Annotated in this window: 14 protein-coding genes; 10 read left to right on the top strand and 4 right to left on the bottom strand. The window is 68.9% G+C overall.

Going from position 1 to position 17,799, the window contains the following annotated elements:
* Positions 1 to 12: 12 nt before the first annotated feature.
* Together yoaA and ABD104_RS22275 are read right to left on the bottom strand one after the other, a co-directional pair.
* Entirely contained in the window at positions 13 to 2,097 is a 2,085-nt protein-coding gene (yoaA, locus tag ABD104_RS22270) for a DNA repair helicase YoaA (protein ID WP_425543354.1), read from the bottom strand.
* Entirely contained in the window at positions 2,094 to 2,297 is a 204-nt protein-coding gene (locus tag ABD104_RS22275) for a YdcH family protein (RefSeq protein WP_087841124.1), read from the bottom strand. The genes yoaA and ABD104_RS22275 overlap by 4 nt, the downstream gene beginning before the upstream one ends.
* Before the next feature lie 835 nt (positions 2,298 to 3,132).
* On the opposite strand from ABD104_RS22275, the gene ABD104_RS22280 reads away from it, so the two are divergent.
* Entirely contained in the window at positions 3,133 to 5,499 is a 2,367-nt protein-coding gene (locus ABD104_RS22280; RefSeq protein WP_087841122.1) for a Tex family protein, read from the top strand.
* Between the two features lie 65 nt (positions 5,500 to 5,564).
* Here the strand turns inward: ABD104_RS22280 and zapE are convergent, their stop codons facing one another.
* On the bottom strand, positions 5,565 to 6,659 hold the full coding sequence (gene zapE / locus ABD104_RS22285) for a cell division protein ZapE (protein ID WP_132980272.1): 1,095 nt from the start codon (positions 6,657 to 6,659) through the stop codon (positions 5,565 to 5,567).
* Positions 6,660 to 6,827: 168 nt separating this feature from the next.
* Between zapE and ku the strand changes: the two genes are divergently transcribed.
* The 8 genes from ku (at position 6,828) to ABD104_RS22325 (ending at position 15,726) form a co-directional block, all read left to right on the top strand.
* Positions 6,828 to 7,697: a non-homologous end joining protein Ku gene (gene ku / locus ABD104_RS22290; RefSeq protein ID WP_087841116.1), complete on the top strand. Its 870-nt coding sequence runs from the start codon at positions 6,828 to 6,830 to the stop codon at positions 7,695 to 7,697.
* Between the two features lie 21 nt (positions 7,698 to 7,718).
* A complete protein-coding gene (ligD, locus tag ABD104_RS22295) occupies positions 7,719 to 10,139 on the top strand; it encodes a DNA ligase D (RefSeq protein WP_087841115.1) in 2,421 nt (806 codons plus the stop codon).
* Positions 10,140 to 10,306: 167 nt separating this feature from the next.
* Positions 10,307 to 11,221 carry a LysR family transcriptional regulator gene (locus ABD104_RS22300; protein WP_087841114.1) on the top strand — a complete coding sequence of 305 codons (915 nt, stop codon included), beginning with the start codon at positions 10,307 to 10,309 and terminating at the stop codon, positions 11,219 to 11,221.
* Positions 11,222 to 11,310: 89 nt separating this feature from the next.
* Positions 11,311 to 12,222 carry a tripartite tricarboxylate transporter substrate binding protein gene (locus tag ABD104_RS22305; RefSeq protein ID WP_279815057.1) on the top strand — a complete coding sequence of 304 codons (912 nt, stop codon included), beginning with the start codon at positions 11,311 to 11,313 and terminating at the stop codon, positions 12,220 to 12,222.
* Positions 12,223 to 12,260: 38 nt separating this feature from the next.
* A complete protein-coding gene (locus tag ABD104_RS22310) occupies positions 12,261 to 13,244 on the top strand; it encodes a Bug family tripartite tricarboxylate transporter substrate binding protein (RefSeq protein ID WP_343928220.1) in 984 nt (327 codons plus the stop codon).
* A 9-nt stretch (positions 13,245 to 13,253) separates the two neighbouring features.
* Positions 13,254 to 14,444 carry an alpha-hydroxy acid oxidase gene (locus tag ABD104_RS22315; protein WP_343928221.1) on the top strand — a complete coding sequence of 397 codons (1,191 nt, stop codon included), beginning with the start codon at positions 13,254 to 13,256 and terminating at the stop codon, positions 14,442 to 14,444.
* A gap of 97 nt (positions 14,445 to 14,541) precedes the next feature.
* Positions 14,542 to 14,736 (top strand): hypothetical protein, encoded by a 195-nt coding sequence (locus ABD104_RS22320; RefSeq protein ID WP_132980278.1) that lies wholly within the window; start codon positions 14,542 to 14,544, stop codon positions 14,734 to 14,736.
* Positions 14,737 to 14,856: 120 nt separating this feature from the next.
* Positions 14,857 to 15,726 (top strand): hypothetical protein, encoded by an 870-nt coding sequence (locus ABD104_RS22325; RefSeq protein WP_343928222.1) that lies wholly within the window; start codon positions 14,857 to 14,859, stop codon positions 15,724 to 15,726.
* 18 nt (positions 15,727 to 15,744) lie between these two features.
* On the opposite strand, the gene ABD104_RS22330 is transcribed toward ABD104_RS22325, so the two are convergent.
* Complete coding sequence (locus ABD104_RS22330; RefSeq protein WP_087841109.1) at positions 15,745 to 16,527, bottom strand: IclR family transcriptional regulator; 783 nt, start codon at positions 16,525 to 16,527, stop codon at positions 15,745 to 15,747.
* A 99-nt stretch (positions 16,528 to 16,626) separates the two neighbouring features.
* Between ABD104_RS22330 and ABD104_RS22335 the strand changes: the two genes are divergently transcribed.
* On the top strand, positions 16,627 to 17,793 hold the full coding sequence (locus ABD104_RS22335) for a CaiB/BaiF CoA transferase family protein (protein WP_087841108.1): 1,167 nt from the start codon (positions 16,627 to 16,629) through the stop codon (positions 17,791 to 17,793).
* The last annotated feature ends 6 nt before the right edge of the window (positions 17,794 to 17,799 follow it).

Raw genomic sequence — 17,799 nt, forward strand, 5'->3', positions numbered from 1 at the left:
GCAGCGCACCGCTCAGGCCGCTGGCGACAGCGTCTCGGCGCGCTCGGCGTAGAACGCCTCGACGTCCGCCACGTTGCGGGTACGCGTGAACGGCGGCAGGCCGCGCCACAACAGCTTGCCGTAGGGCTTCTCGACCAGCCGGCGGTCGGCCACCATCAGCACGCCCCAGTCGGTTTCAGTGCGGATCAGCCGTCCCGCGCCTTGCTTGAGCGCGATGGCGGCCTCGGGCAACTGGTATTCGAAGAAGGGATTGCCGCCCCGTTCGCGGCAGGCGCGGATGCGGGCATCCAGCACCGGATCGTCCGGCGGCGCGAACGGCAGCTTGTCGATGGCCACCAGGGTCAGCGCGTCGCCCGGCACGTCTATGCCTTCCCAGAAACTCGCGCTGCCCACCAGGACCGCGTGCGCGCTGGTCCGGAAGCGCTCCAGCAGTTCCCGGCGGGAACGGTCGCCCTGCCTGAACAGAGGCCATTCCCAGCCACGTTCGCGGAAGGCTTCCTGCAGCAGCTCGGCCACCTTGTCCACCGCCCGCAGCGTCGTGCACAGCACCAGCGCCGAACCGCGGCTGGCCGCCAGCACGGGCAGCAAGGCCTCGACGAAGCCTTCGGTGAAGCGCGGATCCTGCGGCGCGGGAATGCCATGCGGCACGAACAGTCGGCCATTGGTCCCGTAGTCGAACGGCGACTCCCAACGGCCGGTCGTGGCTTCGTACAGGCCGAGCTGGCGCGTGAAATGCGAGAAATCCTCGCGCACCGACAAGGTGGCCGAGGTAAGGATCCAGGCCTGCCCCGCCGGCCGGTACTGCGAAAACGCCTGTGCGACGGACAAGGGCGCGGTATGCAGGCGGATGTGGCTGGTGCCAGTTTCCACCCAGCGCACCCAGCCGTCGTCTGCCCGTTGCGGGGGCTGCTCGGTTGGTTGGTCGGCAACGGATTCCGGCCAGGCGGATTCGGCCGGTTTGCCGGGCTGCCCGGCATGGGCCGGCGGCACGCCGTGGGCCTCGGTCCAGCGCGCCAGCCGCGCGATCAGGTCGGGACCGCGCTTGGCCACCATGTCCAGATCGGGGTGGCGCTCACCCACGGCCATCAGGATGCGGCCCAGGGTGTGGACCGCATCGATCACCTGTTGCACCGCCTTGCCGAAGTCCTGGGGATTGGGCAGCGTGTCGAAGGTGCTGCGCTGGCCCGGCATTTTCTCGACCGCCGCGCACGACAGCCGCAGCTCGCGGGTGGCTTGCTCGACGGCCTGTCCCAGCACCGGCCAGTCCGCGCTTTCGCGCGCATGGGACAGGCCGGCGACCGTGGCGTCGCGCGCGAAGTCCAGCAGCTGGTGCGACGATACCGATTCGCCCAGGAAGCGCGTGGCGGCGGCCGGCAACTGGTGGGCCTCGTCGAACACCACCGTATCGGCGGCCGGCAGCAGATCGGTGATGCCTTCGTCCTTGAGCGCGAGGTCGGCCAGGAACAACGCATGGTTCACCACCACCACGTCGGCCTCGATGGCGCGCTTGCGGGCCTGCATGACGAAGCACTCGCGAAAGGCCGGACAGTCCGATCCCAGGCAATTGTCGCGGGTGGACGTCACCTTGTGCCAGATGTCCGCGTTCTCGGGCACCTCGGCCAGTTCGGCCTTGTCGCCGCTGCGGGTGTGCTTGGCGAACACCTCGATCTTGCGCAGCTGGGCGACCTCCGCCCGCGAAGCCAGGCGGCCGTCGCCCACGGTGCGCTCGAGATGGTAGTGGCACAGGTAGTTGGACCGCCCCTTCAGCAGCGCGATGACGACGGGCAGCCCCAGCGCGTCCCGCACGGCCGGCAGGTCGCGGGCGAACAACTGGTCCTGCAGCGTCTTGGTGCCGGTCGAGACCAGCACCTTGCCGCCGTGCATCAGCACCGGCACGAGATAGGCGAAGGTCTTGCCGGTCCCGGTGCCGGCCTCGGCCACGAGCGTGCCGCGATCGCCGATGGCCCGCGCGATGGCCTGGGCCAGCTCGATCTGCTGGATCCGCGGCCGGTAGCCCTTGAGCTTGCGCGCCAGGGGGCCGTCGGCCGCGAACACGGCGGCCACGTCGGCGCCGATGTCCATGATCGAAGCGGTCATGCAGGAATGTCCGGTATGAGCTGCATCTGCAGGGCCACGATGTGGTCCTTGAGCTGGAGCTTGCGCTTCTTCATGCGCTTCAGGCGCAGTTCGTCCACCGCGGCGTCGAGGGCCAGCCTCTCGATCGCGGCGTCGAGGTCGCGGTGCTCGAGCTGCAGCTCGACGATGCGCGCGGTCAGCGCCTGGATCCTGTCGTCCATCACGGCTTCCCGGCAGGCGCCGGCGCGCCCTCTTCCTGCTGCTGCGCCTTCAGGCGCCCGGCCTCTTCCTCGCGCTCGGCCCGGCGCCGGGCACGCTTGGCCTCGGCTTCCTGCCGATCGCGGGCCTGCTTCTCGGCGTACTCGCGCGCCTCGGCCTGCTTGCGTTCGAATTCGGCCCGGTTGCGGGCGCGAACGGCAGGATCGTCCACGTCGCGCGGCGGACGAGGCGCCGGCGCGGCGGCGGGGGCCGACGGGCGCGGCGGGGGGGGGCGGCTCGGCCTTGGGCGGCGGGCGGCTGGCCGCTTCCTCGGCCTTGCGGGCGGCGCGGTCGGCGGTCTTGGCGTCGCGCTCGGCATTGTCGCGGTCGCGCTTCTCGTGCCGCTCGCGGGCTTCTTCGCGCCGGATATAGAGCTCGGCTGCGCGCCGTTCCCCGTCGGCGCGCGTCACGCCCGCATTGCGCTCGAGCCTGGCCTTCTCGGCACAGCTGTTGGCGAAGAACTTGTGCATGCACTCGGCCGCGTCGATGTCGTACTGCCGCTTGATGCGGTCGGACTCGGCCTTGGCGGCGTCGGCGGCCGCCTGGGCCGCCTCCTTCGAGGCGTAGGCCTGCGCGGGGGCGGGCTGCCCGTCCCCCTCGGCCGCCCATGCGGGCGCCGCGCAGACGGCCACGGCCACGACCGTGGGCAGCAGCCAGCGCGCCAGCCGGGCGGCCCAGCCGCCCGTGGCGGGCAGGCGGTCGACACATTGCGTAACGCCCGGGCAGAAAGCAATTAAGGACATATTCTCAGACTGTGGCAAAATCCGCGGCTTCATTTTCCAAGGTAGGACGGACTCGATGGCTATGGTCACCGACCGGGGCGAGGCACTCGACACCCAGGCCCAATCCCGCATTATCGCCCAGCTTGCCGAAGAACTCGGCGCACGCCCGGCACAGGTCTCGGCCGCGGTGGAACTCCTGGATGACGGCGCGACCGTGCCGTTCATCGCCCGCTACCGGAAGGAAGTGACCGGCGGCCTGGACGACACCGTCCTGCGCAACCTGGAAATACGGCTGGAATACCTGCGCGACATGGAAAGCCGCCGCGCGGCCATCCTGGCCTCGATCGAGCAGCAGGGCAAGCTGACGCCCGAGCTCAAGGACGCGCTGACCACCGCCGACACCAAGCAGCGCCTGGAAGACCTTTACGCACCGTACAAGCCCAAGCGCCGGACCCGTGCCCAGATCGCCCGTGAAGCCGGCCTCGAGCCCCTGGCCGACGCCATTCTCGCCGATCCGGCCATCGATCCGCAAACCGCCGCCGCGGACTACGTCAACGCCGAGGCCGGCGTGGCCGACGTCAAGGCCGCCCTGGACGGCGCCCGCGACATCCTGACCGAGCGCTTCTCCGAAAACGCCGAGGTGCTGGAGAACCTGCGCGGCTACCTGTGGAATACCGGCCTGGTCTATTCCAAGGTGGCCGAGGGCAAGGAAGCCGAAGGCGCCAATTTCCGCGACTGGTTCGATTTCAGCGAGCCGCTGCGTACCCTGCCCTCGCACCGCGTGCTGGCCATGCTGCGCGGCCGCCAGCAGGGCGTGCTGGAACTGCGCCTGGGCCTGGAGCCCGAACTGGAAGAACAGCTTCCCCACCCCTGCGTGGCGCGCGTCGCCAAGCTGGTCGGCCTGGACGGCGTCTTCGGGCTGGACGTCAGCCCGCGCCAGAAATGGCTGGGCGAGGTTTGCCGCTGGACCTGGCGCGTGAAGCTGCTGCCCTCGTTCGAGACCGAGAACCTGGCCCGCCTGCGCGAAGAAGCGGAAACCGAGGCCATTCGCGTCTTCGCCCTGAACCTGAAAGACCTGCTGCTGGCGGCGCCCGCCGGCCCGAAAGCCGTGCTCGGCCTGGACCCCGGCATCCGCACCGGCGTCAAGGTCGCGGCCATCGACCGCACCGGCAAGCTGCTGGAAACCGCGACGGTCTACCCGCACGAACCCCGCCGCGACTGGGACGGCTCGATCGAGGCCCTGGCCCGCATCGCCCGCCGCCACCAGATCGAGCTCATCGCCATCGGCAACGGCACCGCCTCGCGCGAGACCGAGAAGCTGGCCGCCGACCTGATGAAGCGCTACCCGGACCTGAACCTGACCCGCATCGTCGTCTCCGAGGCCGGGGCTTCCGTCTATTCGGCCTCGGAACTGGCCGCCGCCGAGTTCCCCGAGCTCGACGTCAGCCTGCGCGGCGCCGTCTCCATCGCCCGCCGCCTGCAGGATCCGCTGGCCGAACTGGTCAAGATCGACCCCAAATCCATCGGCGTCGGCCAGTACCAGCACGACGTCAACCAGCGCGAACTGGCGCGCATGCTCGACAGCGTGGTGGAAGACTGCGTGAACGCCGTGGGCGTGGACGTGAACACCGCCTCGGTGCCGCTGCTGACCCGCGTCTCGGGCCTGAACGCCGCACTGGCCAAGAACATCGTTTCCTGGCGCGACCAGAACGGCGCCTTTCCCTCGCGCGCCAAGCTCATGGACGTGCCGCGCTTCGGCGACAAAGCCTTCGAACAGGCCGCCGGCTTCCTGCGCGTGGCCAACGGCGACAATCCGCTGGACTGCTCGTCCGTCCACCCGGAAGCCTATCCCGTGGTCGAACGCATCCTGGCCAAGCTCCAGACCGACATCCGCCAGGTCATCGGCAACCGCGCCGCGCTCAAGGGCGTCTCGCCCGCCCAGTTCACCGATGAACGCTTCGGCCTGCCCACCGTCCAGGACATCTTCAGCGAACTCGAGAAGCCCGGCCGCGATCCCCGCCCCGAGTTCAAGACCGCCACCTTCCAGGACGGCGTCGAGACGCTGAACGACCTGCGCCAGGGCATGATCCTGGAAGGCGTGGTCACCAACGTCGCCAACTTCGGCGCCTTCGTCGACATCGGCGTCCACCAGGACGGCCTGGTCCACATCTCGGCGCTGTCCGAGAAATTCGTCAAGGACCCGCGCGACGTGGTGCGCGTGGGCCAGACGGTGAAGGTCAAGGTGCAGGAAGTCGACCTGCAGCGCCAGCGCATCGCGCTGACCATGCGCCTGAACGACGACTCGGTCCCCGCGCGCCGCGGCGACGGCGGCAGCGCCGGTGCCGGACGCCCGGGCGGCGGCCGCGGGCGCGATCGCGGCATGAGCGCCCCGCCTCCGGGGGAAAGCGCGATGGCGGCGGCGTTCGCGAAGCTGAAGCGCTGACTACCCGGCCCCCGAAAGGGGGCCACGTCCACTCCGGCGGGGCCGGGATACGGCCACCTCGAGAACTACAAGACCACCGTCTCCCGCCGCTCGGCATCCAGGTATTCCCGGGACTGCATCTCCAGTATCCGCGACACCGTCCGGTGGAACTCGTTGGCCAGCGCGCCCTCGGTATAAAGCTCCTCGGGTTCGCAGGCCGCCGACATGATCAGCTTGACCTTGTGGTCGTAGAACACGTCCACCAGCCAGGTGAAGCGCCTTGCTTCCGAGGCCTGCCTGGGCCCCATGCTGGGCACGTCCGACAGGATCACCGCGTGGAAACGGCTGGCCAGCTCCAGATAATCGTTCTGCGACCGGGGCCCGCCGCACAAGGTTGCGAAGTCGAACCACACCACCGTCCCGCTCAGCTTGCGGGCCTTGATCTGCCGGTTCTCGACCGACAGCACCGGCGGTTCGATGGGCGGCGTGTCGGCCAGCGCGGCGAAGGCCTTCTCCAGCGCCTGGTCGGCTTCCGGACCCAGCGGGCTATGGTAGATCTCGACCTGCTCGAGCGCCCGCCGGCGGTAGTCGACACCGGAATCGACGTTCATCACGTCCATCTTTTCCTGGATCAGCGCGATGGCCGGCAGGATGCGGTCGCGGTGCAGGCCTTCCGGATACAGGGTCGAGGGCTCGTAGTTGGACGTCATCACGAACGAGGTCCCGTTGGCGAACAGCGCCAGCAGCAGCCGGTACAGGATCATGGCATCGGCCACGTCCGAGACGTGGAACTCGTCGAAGCAGATCAGCCGGTAGCGACGCGAGATGCGGCGCGCCACCTCGTCCAGCGGGTCGGCCATGCCCTTGACCTCGTCCAGCTCCCGGTGCACGCCACGCATGAACTCGTGGAAATGCAGCCGCGTCTTTCGCTGCACCGGCACCGTGGCGTAAAAGGCGTCCATCAGGAAGCTCTTGCCCCGGCCCACGCCGCCCCACATGTAGACGCCGCGCGGCACGCCCGGGCGGTTCAACAGGCGCTTCAGGGCATTGGAACGCAGCGACTTGAACTCGACCCAGTCATCGTAGTAGCGCTGCAGGCGCTCGATGGCTGCACGCTGGGCCGCATCCGGGGTGAACCCGCGCTCGGCCAGGGCTTGCTCGTAGTATTCGCGGACGTTCATTACGGTCGGGCAAAAGACGAAAGTATACGTCCAGCAAGCGGCCGCCCCTCCCGCGTGCCCTGGCCCGCGATAACACTCTGCTACCAGTTCGCCAGGATTTTCACCGCCTCCGGCCCCAGCCTCGGATATGCTGGACGTGACGATTCCGCTACACAAGGGGGAACGGCCATGGCCACCACGGCACGCACACTCTGGAAAGGCGCCATCAGCTTCGGTCTGGTCCACATTCCGGTTGCGCTGTACACCGCCACCCAGGAAAGCGAACTGGATTTCGACTGGCTGGACAAGCGCAGCATGGACCCGGTGGGCTACAAGCGCATCAACAAGCGCACTGGCCGCGAAATCACGCGCGAGAACATCGTCAAGGGCATCGCCTACGAGGATGGCCGCTACGTCGTGCTGTCCGACGACGAGATCCGCGCCGCCTATCCTGAATCCACGCAGACGATAGAGATCGAGACCTTCGTGGCGGCCGACTCCATCCCCTTCATCTATCTCGAACGGCCTTACTACCTGGCCCCCCTGGGCAAGGGCGCCAAGGTCTACGCCCTGCTGCGCGAGGCCCTGTTCAAGACCGGGCGGATAGGCGTGGCACGCGTGGTGATCCAGACCAAGCAGCACCTGGCGGCGCTGATTCCCGCCGGGCCCGGCCTGGTCCTGAACCTGCTGCGCTGGGGCGACGAGATCCGCTCGTGGGAGAACCTGGGCCTGCCCGAGGAAGGCAGCCATGCCGAGGGCATCTCGGCGCGCGAGATGAAGATGGCCGTCCAGCTGATCGAGGACATGGCGGGCGAATGGGATCCGCAGCAGTTCCACGACGAGTTCAAGGAGAAGATCCTGCAACTGGTGCAGACCAAGATCGAAGCGGAGGAAACCCAGGCCGTCCATCCCATCGAATCCCTGGAGGAAGCCCGGCCCACGGCCGACATCGTGGACCTGACGGAACTGCTCAAGCGCAGCCTGGAAAAACACAAGGGCAGCGGTGGCTCCAGCGGCAAGGGGCATGCCCGAGGCGGCAAGACCCGGCGCAGCGCCTGACCGCGGCCACCGGAGCCTCGCATGGCCAGGAACGACGCCCTCCGCACCTATCGCGCCAAGCGCGATTTCGCCCACACGCCCGAACCCGCCGCGGGCGGCAAGCCCGGCACGCACGCCCTGTCCTTCGTCGTCCAGCGCCATGCGGCGCGGCGCCTGCACTACGACTTCCGGCTGGAGCTGGACGGCACGCTCAAGAGCTGGGCCGTGCCCAAGGGCCCGAGCCTGGATCCGGGCGTCAAGCGCATGGCGGTCCAGGTCGAGGACCATCCGCTGTCCTACGGCAGCTTCGAGGGCCGCATTCCCGAGGGCCACTATGGCGCCGGCGACGTCGCCATCTGGGACGCCGGGACCTGGATTCCGCTGGAGGATCCGCGCAAGGGCTACCGCGCGGGCAAGCTCAAGTTCGAGCTGCGCGGCGCCAAGCTGCACGGCCAGTGGGCGCTGGTGCGGATGCGCAAGACCGAGAAGCAGCCAGCCTGGCTGTTGATCAAGGAAAAAGACGACTACGCGGTCACCGGTCCCGAGGCCGATGCCGAGGAAGCCTCCGCTCCCGCGCCGGCCTACGCGAAGCTGCCCGCCACGCTCGAACCGCAACTGGCGACGCTGGTGAACGCGCCGCCGCCGGATCCCGAACATTGGCAATACGAACTGAAGTTCGACGGCTACCGGATCCTGGCCCGCATCGAAGCCGGCCAGGTTCGCCTCTACACCCGCACCGGCAAGGACTGGACGCACAAGCTGGAAGAACTGCGCGCCGCGATCGAAGCAATGAAGTTGGCCGATGCCTGGCTGGACGGCGAGATCATCGTGCCCGACGAACACGGCATCCCCGACTTCCAGTCGCTGCAGAATGCGTTCGAGACCGGCTCCGCGCGCGGCGCCGTCTACTACCTGTTCGACCTCCCCTTCTACGCCGGCCGCGACCTGCGCCGCCTGCCGCTTGCCGAGCGGCGCACGACGCTGCGCAGCCTGCTGGAGGACGCCGATCCGGCGCGCCTGCGCTTCAGCGACGCGTTCGAGGCCGCGCCGCGCGACCTGGTCGCCTCGGCCTGCCGCCTGGGCTTCGAGGGGGTCATCGGCAAGCGCAAGGACGGCGGCTATCGCTCGGGCCGCTCCGCCGACTGGATCAAGCTCAAGTGCCAGAACCGCCAGGAATTCGTCATCGGCGGCTATACCGACCCCCAGGGGACGCGCTCGGGACTGGGTTCGCTGCTGCTGGGCGTGCACGACGAAGAGGGACGGCTGCGCTACGCGGGCAACGTCGGCTCGGGATTCGACCAGCGTACCTTGCTATCCCTGAAGAAGCGCCTGGACGAGCTGGCCGCGCCGCGCTCCCCGTTCGAAACCAACACGAAGGGCCTGGGCCGGGCCCACTGGGTCCGGCCGGAGCTTCTGGCCGAGGTCTCGTTCGCCGAATGGACCGGCGGCGGCCACATCCGCCAGGGCGTCTTCCGCGGCTTGCGCGCCGACAAGCCCGCCAGCGCCGTCACCCGCGAACAGGCGGCCGCGCCGCCCAAGGAATCCGAGACCATGCAAAGCAACGGCCTGCCCGCCTCCTTCCGCGTGACGCACCCGGGACGGGTGATCGACAAGCAGAGCGGCATCACCAAGCTGCAACTGGTCCAGTGCTACGCGGCCATGGCCCCGCTGCTGCTGCCGCACCTGAAGAACCGGCCCGTGGCCCTGGTGCGGGCGCCGGACGGCGTGGGCGGCGAACTCTTCTTCCAGAAGCACGCCGACCGCGCGGCGCTGCCCGGCGTGGTCAGGCTGCCCCAGGAGATCGACCCGGGCCATCCACCGCTGATGAAGATCGACGACCTGCAGGGCCTTTTGTCCGCGGCGCAGATGAACACCATCGAACTGCACACCTGGAACGGCACGGACGACGCGATCGGCACGCCCGACCGCATGACCTTCGACCTGGACCCCGGCGAAGGCGTGGGCTGGCCGCGCATCCGCGAAGGCACCCAGCTCGTGCACGCCTTCCTGCGCGAACTGGGCCTGCCCGCCTTCCTGAAGACCAGCGGCGGCAAGGGCATGCACGTCATCGTGCCGCTGCGGCCGCAATACGACTGGGATACCGTCAAGGCCTTCTCGCGCGCCATCGTCCAGCACCTGGCGCAGACCCTGCCCAGCCATTTCGTGGCCAAGAGCGGGCCCCGGAACCGGGTGGGCAAGATCTTCATCGACTACCTGCGCAACGGCTTCGGCGCCACCACGGTGGCGGCCTGGTCGGTACGCGCGCGGCCGGGGCTGGCCGTGTCGGTGCCCGTGGCCTGGGAGGAACTGGACGGCCTGTCGAGCTCCGCCCACTGGACGCTGCACACGCTGGGCGACCGGCTGGCCACCGGCAACACGCCCTGGGCCGACTACGAGCGGTCGCGGATCTCGCTGGCGGACGCGATGCGGCGCATGGACTTCGATCCGGGCGAGGACGGCTGAAGCATGTCCCGGCCTCTTGGCATCCGGGCGGCCGCGGCGGCGCAATCCTGGAAAGACCAGCGCATCATCCAGCCCATGGATACCGACTATCCAGCAAACCGGCTGGCCGGGCCGTCTCATCCGCTCGTAGAGTGCCGGGATGACTTCCCCGCTGGAAGGCCCTGCCCGTGCTCAACTCCAAGCTGCTTACCTGCTTCCTGGCCGTAGTGACGCATCGCACGCTCACGGCGGCCGCCGACGAGTTGTGCATCACCCAGCCGGCGCTGTCCAAGAGCCTGCGCAAGCTCGAGGAACAACTGGGCGTACCTTTGTTCAAGCGCACCGCCGCCGGCATGGTGCCAACCGCGTACGGAGCGACGCTGGCGCACCGCGCCCGCCTCATCCAGCTGGAATCGCAGCGTGCCCATGACGAAATCCTTTCGATGAAGGACGGCGGCGTGGGCATGCTGAATGTCGGCGCCGGCCCGCTCTGGTCCGTCCATCTACTGCCAGACGTCGTGGCGGAACTGGCGCAAACCCATCCCAGCCTGCGCGTACGCGTGGTGCCCGGCGTGCTGAGCACCTTGCTGCCGCAATTGCTGCGCGGCGAACTCGACATCATCTGCGCCGCGCTGGATTTTCCCGACCACGACGACATCGAGAAGGAATACCTGATCGACAGCAGCCATGTTTTCCTCGCGCATCGCAGCCATCCCCTGCACCAGGCGGACGAGGTCTCCGACGTAGAACTCAGTCGATGCCGATTCGTCGGCCCGCACAATGACTATGCCGTGCTGGAACGCATGAAGCGATACTTCGCGCTGCGCGGGCTGGACACGCCAGGCTTCGCCGCCGAGGCCGATTCGCTCGAGATACTGCTTTCGCTTGTCGCGACCGGCCAGTTCGTGGCGACGCAATCGCACCAGGTGCTGCCGCACGCGCGCAAGCTCGGCATCGACGTCCTGCCGACAGCACAAGGCATCTGGCGCTTCCGCGGCGGCCTGGCACGGCGCAGGCACCCGGTTGCCCTGCCGCTGATCGATCTGTTCGGCGATTGCATGCGCAGGCACGTGGCGGCGCGGGAGTCTTCCGGCGGCCTATAACCCCAGGGAATGAGGCATGAAAACATGCCATTGGCCCCCGCGCCGTCCCACCGATAAGCTGACCGGACTCAACGAGACACGACAAGCCCATGCCCCACTCCAATGCACCTATCCGATTGCTGGTCCCGTACGTGAAAGACGGAGGCAGCGATCAGCGCGCCCGGCTCATCGCCAGGCACCTGGGACGAAAACTCGGGCGCACCATCGATGTGGTGAATCGACCCGGCGCCGTCTCCGGCCACCAGGCCATCGCCGATGCCAGCGCGGACGGCACGGTGCTGGGCCTGATCACCGGCGAAATCGGCATGATGCACTGGCACCCCGGCCTCACCTCGCTGACTCCCTCCGACTACACGCCGCTGGCGGTGCCGTTCGTCGAGTCCTCGGCCGTCATCGTGCCGGCCGGCTCGCCGTTTCATGATCTGCGCGCTTTCCTCGAACATTGCCGCCGCCATCCGATCATCGGCTCGGGCGGGCCCAATTTCAGCGTCTGGAAATTCTCCTTGGCCGGTTTGATGCACGTCAACGGCATTCCGCTGGAGCACCTCCAATGGATAGAGACGCATAGCGGCGAACAGGGGCTGGAGCACGCGCTGGCGGGGCGCGCGCATGTCGCGCCCATCACCATGACCGACGCCCGCGGGCCGCTCCAGGCCGGCAGCGCCCGTGCGCTGGCGACCATGGAAGACCAGCGCCACCGCTCGTTTCCCGACGTTCCCACGGTGCAAGAGGCGGCGGGCGTGCCGTGGTCGGTCGCGCACTGGCGGGGCATCGTCGCTCCGCGCGGCCTCCCCGGTACGATCACCCGCGAATACGTGGAGGCGCTGGGCGCCGTGGCCGATGACCCCGATTTCCAGGCCGAAGCCCGAGCCAGTTTCTTCACGACCCGCTGGCGCCTGGGCGACGAGTTCGCGCAGTACATGCAGGAAGACGACAAACAGTTCGGAGACGTGATCAAGGCATTGGGCTTGTCGGCTGCCGGCCAGACGTCGCTGCACTGAAAACCGAGCGGCCAGGCGCCGCCATCGAGGAGACCACCATGCATTCCACCATCCGCCGCGCGGGGTTCGTCCTCGCGCTGACCGCTTGCGTCCTGTCGCCTGCCGTCCAGGCCCAGGACGACTACCCCACGCGTCCTGTCAAGCTGATCGTACCGATCGCTCCGGGCAGCGTCACCGACGTCGTGCTCCGGGCCGCCACGCCGGCGCTCGCCCAGCAATTGGGACAGCCGATCGTCGTCGAGAACCGCCCGGGCGCCAGCGGCATCGTCGGCGCCGAGGCCTGCGCGAAGGCCCCCGCCGACGGCTACACCCTTTGCGCGGTGTATCACGCCACCATGTCATTCAACCCGTTCATGTTCGAGAAGCTGCCCTACGACCCAGCCCGGGACTTCACGCCGATCAACCGCCTGTTCTACGTCACCGAAGGGCTGGTGGTGCCGGCAGCGCTTCCCGTGCGCTCGGTGGCTGAATTGCGCGCCTATGCGAAGGCGCACCCGGATGCCGTCAATTTCGGCACCCTGGGCTCCGGTTCGCTGCAGGAATTGCTCGTCGCCTGGCTCAACCGGGAATGGGGAACGCGCATGGTGGGCGTCCCGTACAAAGGCGGCGGCCCCATCGCCAACGCCGTCACGGCCGGCGAGATCCAGCTTGCGCAGATGGGCCTGGGCAACTTCATCGGCCTGATCCAGAGCGGCCAATTGCGCGCCATCGCCGTGGCGGGCGGCCAACGGTCGCCACAATTGCCAGATGTGCCGACCATGGCCGAAAGCGGCCTGGGCGGTTTCCCCAGCCGGCCGTGGTGGGGCATCGCCGCCCCCGCCGGTACGCCGTCCGGCATCGTGGCGCGCATTCATCGCGCATTCACCGCCGTGTTCCAGGATCCGAAAATGGTCGAGGTCATGCAAACCCGCTACGTGGAAAGCGCTCTTGACACGCCCGAGCAATTCGTCCGCTTCCTCGCCCAGGACCGCCAGGCCGCGGGCATGCTGGTCGAATTGGCCCGTGTTCCCAAGCAACCCTGACGCACGATCATGGCCCGCCTGGACCGCACCTTTGTCCTCGATGATTTCGAAGCGCTGGCCAAGCGGCGCCTACCCGGGCCGATCTTCGATTTCTACGCCGGCGGGGCGGACGACGAACACACCCTGGCGCTCAACCGCAATGCCTTTCGGCAGGTGGGATGGTCTCCCCGCGTGCTGGCCGGCGGCGCCTCGCCCGACGCGTCCACGCTTCTGCTGGGGCGTGCCGTCGCCATGCCGGTGGCCGTGGCGCCCATGGGAGCGGTCGGGTACGGTTGCCTGGACGGCGACCGGGCCATCGCGCGCGCGGCGGCCCAGGCGGGCATCCCCTACATCTTGTCGACCACCGCCACGACCACGATCGAAGCCATCGGCGAGGCATCGGCCGGCGCCAAGTGGTTCCAGCTCTACCCGCTTCGCCAGCGGGACCATATGTGGCGCCTGCTCGCACGCGCGCTTGCCGCCGGCTTCGAAGCCCTGGTCGTGACCGTGGACGTGCCGGTAGGCGGCAAGCGGGAACGGGACCTGCGCAATGACTGCGCCATGCCTTTCCGGTTTACCGCTCGCAATGTCGCCGCGTTCGCGGCCCGGCCGCGATGGGCTCTGGGCATGCTGCGCCATGGCGTACCCGCCATGGCCAATCTCGCTGGCCTCGACCCGGCCGGCGCGCGCGGCTCCACGCTTGCACCGTCGGTAGGCGCCGAATTCGATCCCGCGTTCGATTGGAGCGGCCTGGCCGAGATCCGCCGGCGCTGGCCCGGCCCCCTGCTGGTGAAGGGCGTGCTGCGCCCAGACGACGCGCTGCGGGCACTAAGGGCGGGATGCGACGGCCTGGTGGTCTCCAACCATGGCGGAAGGCAACTCGAGACCGGCGTCCCCGCCCTGGCCGCGCTGGCCGCAGTCCTGAGGGCGGTCGGTGACAAGGCGCAGGTATTCCTGGATGGCGGCGTGCGCCGCGGCGCCGACGTGGCCAAGGCGCGATGCCTGGGCGCTGCCGGAGTCCTGGTCGGACGCCCGTTGCTGTTCGGCGCCTGTGTGGCCGGCCAGGCGGGCGCGGCGCGCGTGCTGGACATCCTGCACGACGAGCTCATACGGACGATGCGCCTGTGCGGTGCCGCCAACGCAGCCGCCTTGACCTCCGAATTGCTCTGGAACGCTGGCATCCCGGCCGCCCCGTCCAACGGCCAACCGCCGCCGACTTGACGATTCGCGACCAACTGGTAGCATGCGGCTGCCGCGCCCTGTCTTCCCGGGGCGCGCCGCAATCCGCCCACAGGGTTGCAACTGCCCGGAAACAACCATGCCTGCTTGCCCCGCCGTGTCCTGCCAGCGGTGGCCCGCCCTGACGGGGCCCCGCCTGTGGCGTCTTGCGCCAGGCCCGGCGGTGCACGGCGATTTCGCGCCCTACAGTTTCCCCCATGCCCTGCGGAAGCGTTTCCTGGACGCCCAGGAAGCAGCGGCCCGTTCGGCCTACGCCCGGTCCAAGCCCGGCTAACGAGCATCCAGGCCCGCATCCGTTCCGGCGTCCGCCTCCGGCCGCCCGGAACGACTGTTTTCGCCCGCGTGCAGCCTTGCTCCACGCGGGCGCCCTTGCTCATCGCCAGCGCCAGGCACCATGGAACTCACCAAGCAATTCGTCAAAGCCAAGAACCCCTGCACCGGCGGCTACCGCTGGTTCATCCGAGACCACAACGGACACGGAGACTATCAAGCCATCCTCGATGCCCTGGTGGCCGATGGCCGGGTCGATGACGCCTGCTGGCTGCTGGACCAGTTCGGACCGGTGGACACCGTCTTGCGACTGGACACGGTCGACGCCCACGCCATCGTGTTCGCGGGCACGCTCGAAGTCCGCAGCGGCATCAATGTCGACACGCTGGTGCGCGCCGGCCGCCATCTGTGCACGGGCGGCGGCATACGCGCCGGCACCGCCATCGTGGCCGGCAGCGACATCGAAGCCGCGGGCAACCTGGCCAGCGGCGGCCATATCCGCGCCGGCGGCGACATCTCGGCCGGCTGGGGCATCGAGGCAGCCACCCAGCTCGACGCGGGCGGGCATTGCCGCGCCAAGTGGGACATCCAGGCCGGCGGCGACATCGTGGCCGGGCTGATGCTCCAGGCCGACGGCAGCATCCAGGCCGGCCACGCGCTGCGCAGCGGCCGCGGCATCAAGGCAGGCGCCGACATCGGCGCCGGGCACGACCTGGTGGCCGTCCAGGGCATCCTGGCCGGCGGCAACGTCACGGCCGGCAATCACATCGAATCGGCATGGGGCATCAAGGCCCTGGGCGACATCCTGGCCCAGGGCTCGATCCGGGCCGGCGAAGGGGTCGAGGCGGGCGGCGAGATCGGCTGCGGAGCGGGCTACGGCATCTATGCCGGCCTGCAGGTCCGGCGCGACGCCTGGGCGGACAGCGCCCGCGTCCAGGCCCGGCAACGGCCGGACGGCCTGGTCAGCGGCCATTGGGCCGGCAGCGCGTGCTGAAAGCCGCTGGCGGGAGCGTCAGGGCCGCCAGGCGCTGGCCACGTGGGACAAACCATGGTCCGGCCCGCCGGACAGGCCCTCGGACAATTCCCGGGCGGCCAGGAGCACGCGCTCGGAGAACTCGCGCAAGCGGCGCGGCTTGAATCTCGCATCAGGTCCGGAGACGCCGATGGCCGCGATGACGTGGCCCATGCCGTCTCGTATCGGCGCCGCCACGCCGCTGACCGCCTCGCGCCACTCGCAGCGATTGACGGCGTAGCCCCGCTTGCGGATCTGCGCCATCTCGGCCGCGAAGGCGGCCGGATCGACGATGGTGTGAGGGGTATATGCCACCAGCTCCTGCGACATGGCCTGCAGCCACTGCGCAGTGCGAAAGGCGATCATCGCCTTGCCGGTGGCCACGCAATGGGCGGCCGCGCGTCCGCCTATCTGCGAATAGGCCCGGACCGGATTCAGGCTTTCGACCTTATGGACGTAGACGACCTCCTTCTGGTCGAGGACCGACAGGTGCACGGACTCGCCCGTGGCGTCCATGAGGGCATCCATGACGCCTTCCGCGTGGCGGCGCAGGTCGAACCCCGACAAGGCGGCCGAGCCCAGCTCCCAGAGCTTGATCGAAATGCTGTACGAACCGCCGTCGTGGCGGATCACGTAGCGCTGCCCGGCCAGCGCCTGCAACAGCCGGTGCGCGTTGCTCTTGGGCAGGCCCAGCGCCCGGGCGATGTCCGTGACGCCCATGGCGCCCTGGCTGCGCGCCAGCAACTCGATGACGGCCAGCCCCTTGAGCAAGGTGTTGTTCATGGTGATGCCTCGCTAGATCGTTCCATATTCTAGAACAGTTGTACCTCTTTTGAGAACGCTCATAAGCTCTCTCCAATTCGACAAGGAGACATAGCCCTCATGAGCGACATCGAACCCCGCGAACTGCCGTTGGCCGGCATCACCGTCATCGAGTTCTGCTCGATCGCGGCCGGCCCGTTCTGCGGCATGCTGCTGGCCGACCTGGGTGCCGAGGTCGTCAAGGTGGAGGCGCCCGGGGGCGACGCCATGCGCGCCTGGCCGCCGCTCAGCGAGGGATACAGCGAGAACTTCGCCTCGCTGAACCGCAACAAGCGCTCGGTGGTGCTGGACCTGAAGAACCCCGCGGACGCCGCCACCGCGCGCGCGCTGGTGGACAAGGCCGACGTCCTCATCGAGAACAACCGCCCCGGCGTCATGGACCGCCTGGGACTGGGCTACGCGGCGCTGTCGGCGCGCAATCCCGCCCTGGTCTATTGCTCGATCTCCGCCTACGGGCAGAGCGGCCCGCGCGCCCAGGAAGGCGGCTTCGACCTGACCATGCAGGCAGCCGCCGGCGTGATGAGCGTGACCGGCGATTCGGACGCGCCGGTCAAATGCGGCGTCCCGATCTCCGATTTCTCGTCGGGCCTGTACGCGGCCTTCACCGTGGCTTCATCGCTGCTGAAAGCGGTACGGACCGGCCGTGGCGCGCACCTCGACATTCCCATGTTCGGCTGCACGCTCGCCATCGGCGCGCTGCAGACCAGCGAATACTTCGGCACGGGCGTGAACCCGCGCAAGCTGGGCTCGGCCCACCCCCGCAACGCCCCCTACCAGGCCTATCGCGCCGCGGACGGCCATTTCGCGATCGCCGCCGGCAACGACAACCTGTGGCGCGCGGTCGTGCGCGCCGTCGAACTTCCCGAGCTGGCGCACGACCCGCGCTTCGGCAGCATCCTGGACCGGGCGCGCAACCAGGAGGCGCTGAAGGACATCCTGGAGACCCGCTTCGCGCTGCACGGCGTGGACTATTGGATCGATGTCTTCCGGCAGGCCGGCGTGCCCCATGCCCGCATCAACGACTACGCGTCGGCGCTGGCCGACCCCCAGGTCGAGCACATGGACTGGGTACGGGGACTGCGCCTGCCCGGCGGACGCGAAACGCGCACCTTCGCTTCGCCGGTCCGCCTGGACGGACGATCGCCGCCGATACGGCGTACCCCGCCCGCGCTGGGCGAACACGACGACGAAATCCGCAACGCCTTGAACCGGGAGCCCCAGGCATGACCGCCA

Source organism: Pigmentiphaga daeguensis (genome assembly GCF_039523035.1).
In the GTDB taxonomy this organism is placed as follows: Bacteria; Pseudomonadota; Gammaproteobacteria; order Burkholderiales; family Burkholderiaceae_B; genus Pigmentiphaga; species Pigmentiphaga daeguensis.

Excerpts from the sequence above, each read along its gene's own strand:
- yoaA (WP_425543354.1), bottom strand. The coding sequence starts at position 2,097 with ATGACCGCTTCGATCATGGACATCGGCGCCGACGTGGCCGCCGTGTTC.
- ABD104_RS22275 (WP_087841124.1), bottom strand. The coding sequence starts at position 2,297 with ATGGACGACAGGATCCAGGCGCTGACCGCGCGCATCGTCGAGCTGCAG.
- ABD104_RS22280 (WP_087841122.1), top strand. The coding sequence starts at position 3,133 with ATGGCTATGGTCACCGACCGGGGCGAGGCACTCGACACCCAGGCCCAA.
- zapE (WP_132980272.1), bottom strand. The coding sequence starts at position 6,659 with ATGAACGTCCGCGAATACTACGAGCAAGCCCTGGCCGAGCGCGGGTTC.
- ku (WP_087841116.1), top strand. The coding sequence starts at position 6,828 with ATGGCCACCACGGCACGCACACTCTGGAAAGGCGCCATCAGCTTCGGT.
- ligD (WP_087841115.1), top strand. The coding sequence starts at position 7,719 with ATGGCCAGGAACGACGCCCTCCGCACCTATCGCGCCAAGCGCGATTTC.
- ABD104_RS22305 (WP_279815057.1), top strand. The coding sequence starts at position 11,311 with ATGCCCCACTCCAATGCACCTATCCGATTGCTGGTCCCGTACGTGAAA.
- ABD104_RS22310 (WP_343928220.1), top strand. The coding sequence starts at position 12,261 with ATGCATTCCACCATCCGCCGCGCGGGGTTCGTCCTCGCGCTGACCGCT.
- ABD104_RS22315 (WP_343928221.1), top strand. The coding sequence starts at position 13,254 with ATGGCCCGCCTGGACCGCACCTTTGTCCTCGATGATTTCGAAGCGCTG.
- ABD104_RS22320 (WP_132980278.1), top strand. The coding sequence starts at position 14,542 with ATGCCTGCTTGCCCCGCCGTGTCCTGCCAGCGGTGGCCCGCCCTGACG.
- ABD104_RS22325 (WP_343928222.1), top strand. The coding sequence starts at position 14,857 with ATGGAACTCACCAAGCAATTCGTCAAAGCCAAGAACCCCTGCACCGGC.
- ABD104_RS22330 (WP_087841109.1), bottom strand. The coding sequence starts at position 16,527 with ATGAACAACACCTTGCTCAAGGGGCTGGCCGTCATCGAGTTGCTGGCG.
- ABD104_RS22335 (WP_087841108.1), top strand. The coding sequence starts at position 16,627 with ATGAGCGACATCGAACCCCGCGAACTGCCGTTGGCCGGCATCACCGTC.